The following is a 4,462-nucleotide window of genomic DNA, read 5'->3' on the forward strand; positions in this document are numbered from 1 at the left end:
CTGGAATTTTCTCGGGTTCGGTCAATTTTTGCTAAATTAGTTGCCAAACCACGCAACTAACCATACACAAAACCGTTACCACCAATTAGAAAAAAATTATGAACATAGATATTATTGGGGCAGGGATAGGAGGATTATCTACCGCTATTGCACTTGAACAAAAAGGAATTAAAACTAGGATTTTTGAACAAGCCGAACAGATAAAAGAAGTTGGTGCGGGAATAATTTTAGCCAATAATGCAATGCAAGTTTATGAAAAGTTAGGCTTGCGAAAAATAATTGAGGAAAATGGAAATCCAATCTCTTCAATGAATATTACTAAATCAAATCTAAAACCTCTTTCAAAAATTGACTTATCCCATTTTGAGCAAAAACACAACACAAAAAACGTAGCAATACATCGAGGGAAACTACAACAGATATTGATAAACAAATTAATATCAACCGAAATTAATCTCGACCATAAACTTACTTCAATCGTTAAAAACGAAAATGCATACGATTTGAACTTTGAAAATGGAAATCAAATTAAATCTTCAACGGTTTTAGGAGCAGATGGTCTAAACTCTATTGTTCGTCAAAACTTATTCCCAAACAATAGCATAAGAAATGCTAATCAAATATGTTGGAGAGGAATTACTGAATACGAATTACCGATAAAATTCAGAAATGAACTGAATGAGGCTTGGGGAAAATTAGAACGTTTTGGGTTTGTTCAAATTGCCCAAAATAAAGTTTATTGGTATGCTTTAAAATCGTTCAAAAAAAATAAAAATGAGTTTTCTATCCACGATTTAGAACAGTATTTCAGCGATTACAATTCAGTAATTAAAGACATTATAAAATCAACCAGAAAAGGACAAATAAATACTGCCGAAATTTCTGATTTAAAACCAACAAATATTTGGTATAAAGAAAATGTATGCTTAATCGGAGATTCTGCACACGCAACAACCCCAAATATGGGACAAGGTGCTTGTCAAGCCATAGAAGATGCTTATGTGCTTTCAGAATGTTTGAGCAAATATGGAACTACTAAAGCATTTTCCGAATATCAAAATTTAAGATTACCTAAAGCACATCAAGTAGTAAATGGAAGTTGGCTTGTTGGAAAAATGGCACATCTTTCAAATCCAATATTAATTGGTCTGCGTAATCAAATGTTGAGATTAACACCTTCGTCTGTTAACAGAAAACAGAATGAACAAATTTTTCAATTGGCGAAAATATGATAACAGTATTATCCATAATTTTATTTGTGATTTTTTCTTCGCTAGGTTTTATCCATTTTTACTGGCTTTTGGGTGGAAAATGGGGTCTTGAAAAAGCTTTACCTACAAAAGAAGCTGGACAAAAAGCAATGGAACCACCAAAAATTGCTACTGTAATTGTTGGTATAGGTTTAATTTCATTTGGTTTAATCTATTTGATAAAAACAGGTCTAATTAATTTTCAAATTCCGAATTGGATAGTTACCTATGGAAGTTGGACAATTCCTTGCATTTTTATTTTACGAGCAATTGGTGATTTTAATTATGTTGGATTGTTTAAGAAAATAAAGAATACTGAATTTTCGAAAGCTGATTCAAAATGGTTTATCCCTTTGTGTTTGACAATTGGAATATTAGGAATATTGATACAACTTATGAATAAATAACTGGTGGTAATCGAGTAGACGGCCGTGAACATTAAGCCCACGGTGCGCCTCTCACACCACCGTACATACGGGTCTCGTATACGGCGGTTCACCAGATTGAAGTCTGTGCTCAATTGATGTAATCCCCTAGCGGTTTATAGCCTTTTCGTTTGAGTCCGGAAATGGTCACGGTAGTTTTTAGAATAGGACTTTGGGCTGCTGCCCATCCACCCATTCGGGTTCTACTCCAAGCATATGCTTGCCCCTGTTCTATTCCCAATCTAATAAGGTTTTTACGTTTACGTTCCTGCTTTTTCCAATCGTGCCAAATACAATATCGCAATCGGTTTCTCAACCAAGTATCCAACTTTTTAAGCTTGGTATAGCTTTGTGTCAGCCGATAGTTGTTAATCCATCCTCGACAGACTTCATTAAGTCTTTCAAGCCGTTCTAACAAAGAAATAGGTTTGGTCTTTTGTGTAATACGCTTTAACGTACGTTTAAACTTGCTCCAACTCTTGTGTGATACAACTAATTGATACTGCCCTTTTACTCCCTTTTTGTAGACAGGTACAAAACCGTGTCCCAGTAATTCGAAATGTACTGGTCTGCGAATTCCGCTCTTGGCTTTGTTAATAGGTAACCTGAGTGCATCCCTTAAAAAGATATACAGCTCATTACCTATCCTTTTTGCCTCGCTTTTACTCCTAGTGTAAACACTAAAATCATCCGCATATCGCACATAGCGCAGTCCTTTCGACTCCATATCCTTGTCCAGTACATCTAACATAATATTAGATAGTAATGGACTCAAAGGGCTTCCTTGCGGTATGCCTTTTCGGCGTTTCTCGAGCCGTCCATTAATACGTATGGGCGCTCGTAACCATTTTCGGATTAGACGCAAGGTAGTTGGGCATTTTACCTTGTTGTAAATAAGTTGTAGTAGTCGCATATGGTCTACCTCGTCAAAGAATCCCTGTAAATCAATATCTACAATGTCCTGATAGCCAGTATTGATATACTGCTGGGCTTGTAGTACTGCTTTGTGAAGGTTCTTATTGGGGCGGAAACCATAGCTGAACAGTTCAAATTCATATTCGAACTCAACCATCAACTGTTGGTTTACCGATTGTTGTAGCCATCGATCCACTACTGTTGGAATCCCTAAAAGTCTGGTCTTACCCAAACCTTTTGGGATGGAAACCCCTAAAATCGGGTCTGGTACATAGCGATGTGTGCGTATAGAAGATAGAAGGTCGTCACGATGTTCTGCTATGTAAGCAGATAATTCCGTTGTCTTCATACCATCTACTCCGCACGCTCCCTTATTGCGTTCAACTTTACGCTGCGCATTATAAAGATTCTTTGCTTCTAATACCTTTTCAATCATAGGGTCAATAAATGTAAATACTCCTGTTGGGTTAAGATAGGGCTAGCTAGGCTTCCCAATCAAATTCCAACATAATCTAATGTTCGGTCCTTCCTTATCTGTGAGACTTCTGTGGTTTCTATTCACAGCTCGTTTCCTATAAGTACTATGACTTCTGCTGACTTCTCTACTTAACCAACTCGTGGTTGTAGAGACCTCCCCAGGTAATGACATCTTCTTTCACTCAATCACTGCCGCATCTACATAGATATCGTTTTGGAAATCGTTGGGCGTTACAATGATGTGCTTGCTCACCCTGATAAATATGCCTCTGTATGCGATTTCTGTTCGTCAGTACCGAGTTTTGTAGTCCTGCTTCCTTCAGTCCCGACCTCAAGGTCAGCAACCTTGCAGCTTACTAATGGTTCAAAGCGTTACCCTCGCCCATAAGGGACTTGCACCCTCTAGATTAATTATTTACCTTTCGGTAAAGTAAAAGATGCCCATGCTGGGCACACACACCGTGTATAATTAATTGCTTCATTGAGCTTACTTGCGAATATTCCTGTGGAATTTTCACGGGTTCGTAAATGTTTACTAACTTAGTCGCTTAACCACGCAACTAATCATACACAAGACCGTTATACACAAGTTAAAAAAACAGATAATTACGAATGAAATTCACAAAACATACAACAGAAACAGCACCAGAAGAATCTAAAGAATTATTAAAAAAAGTTTTAGATAAATTTGGATTTATACCAAATCAAGACAAAATACTCGCTATTTCCCCATCAATATACCAAGCTTATAATCAATCATTTGATTTATTTCTTGGAAAATCTAGTTTAGGACTTTTAGAAGGTCAAATTGTAATAATGACCACGAGTTATGAAAATAACAGTCCTTATTGTATGGCTGTCCATAGTTGGGGAATGGAAATGACAAAAGTACCAAAAGATGTTATCGAATCTTTGCGGAACGGAAAGCCTATTGCTGATTCTAGATTGGAAACTTTAAGAGACTTTACGAAAAAGTTGATTATTAATAAAGGACACATTGATGAAAAAACATTAAGCAATTTTTTCAAAATTGGTTTTACTCAAGAAAATATTATTGAAATAATTGGTGGAATCTCTGCAAAAACAATTTCTAACTATGTGAATGTAGTTGCGAAAACTGAAGTTGATGAAATAATGGAAAAATACAAATGGAAAAAATAAAACCTGTGTATAACACCGTATAAAAATAATTGCGGTTTAGTGCTAAATCAAAGGTCGTTGCGGTTTTGTAACGTCTGATTTTCCTTCGGAAAATCCTCGCATACAAACCCGCAACTATTCTTATACGTAACCGTTGCCCACCATTTAAAAACAATCGTCCGAATTCAATAACTTAACGCAACAAATCAAAATTTTAGATTTGTTGTATGAATACAAAAAAGCATAAACGATTAT

At 36.1% G+C, this 4,462-nt stretch carries 4 protein-coding genes; 3 read left to right on the plus strand and 1 reads right to left on the minus strand.

Annotated features, from left to right (window positions below):
• Positions 1 to 98 precede the first annotated feature (98 nt).
• Positions 99 to 1,232 (plus strand): FAD-dependent monooxygenase, encoded by a 1,134-nt coding sequence (locus tag K1X16_RS17655; RefSeq protein ID WP_093305936.1) that lies wholly within the window; start codon positions 99 to 101, stop codon positions 1,230 to 1,232.
• Positions 1,229 to 1,657, plus strand: a complete 429-nt coding sequence (locus K1X16_RS17660; RefSeq protein ID WP_225037393.1) for a DUF3995 domain-containing protein — start codon at positions 1,229 to 1,231, stop codon at positions 1,655 to 1,657. Before K1X16_RS17655 ends, K1X16_RS17660 begins: the two co-directional genes overlap by 4 nt.
• A 109-nt stretch (positions 1,658 to 1,766) precedes the next feature.
• On the opposite strand, the gene ltrA is transcribed toward K1X16_RS17660, so the two are convergent.
• Positions 1,767 to 3,026 (minus strand): group II intron reverse transcriptase/maturase, encoded by a 1,260-nt coding sequence (gene ltrA / locus K1X16_RS17665; RefSeq protein ID WP_225037394.1) that lies wholly within the window; start codon positions 3,024 to 3,026, stop codon positions 1,767 to 1,769.
• 653 nt (positions 3,027 to 3,679) lie between these two features.
• Here ltrA and K1X16_RS17670 point away from each other — a divergent pair.
• Positions 3,680 to 4,228 (plus strand): carboxymuconolactone decarboxylase family protein, encoded by a 549-nt coding sequence (locus K1X16_RS17670; RefSeq protein ID WP_225037395.1) that lies wholly within the window; start codon positions 3,680 to 3,682, stop codon positions 4,226 to 4,228.
• Positions 4,229 to 4,462: the final 234 nt, after the last annotated feature.

It is taken from the genome of Winogradskyella sp. SM1960, from assembly GCF_020179375.1.
Lineage (GTDB): Bacteria > Bacteroidota > Bacteroidia > Flavobacteriales > Flavobacteriaceae > Winogradskyella > Winogradskyella marina.

Excerpts from the sequence above, each read along its gene's own strand:
- K1X16_RS17655 (WP_093305936.1), top strand. The coding sequence starts at position 99 with ATGAACATAGATATTATTGGGGCAGGGATAGGAGGATTATCTACCGCT.
- K1X16_RS17660 (WP_225037393.1), top strand. The coding sequence starts at position 1,229 with ATGATAACAGTATTATCCATAATTTTATTTGTGATTTTTTCTTCGCTA.
- ltrA (WP_225037394.1), bottom strand. The coding sequence starts at position 3,026 with ATGATTGAAAAGGTATTAGAAGCAAAGAATCTTTATAATGCGCAGCGT.
- K1X16_RS17670 (WP_225037395.1), top strand. The coding sequence starts at position 3,680 with ATGAAATTCACAAAACATACAACAGAAACAGCACCAGAAGAATCTAAA.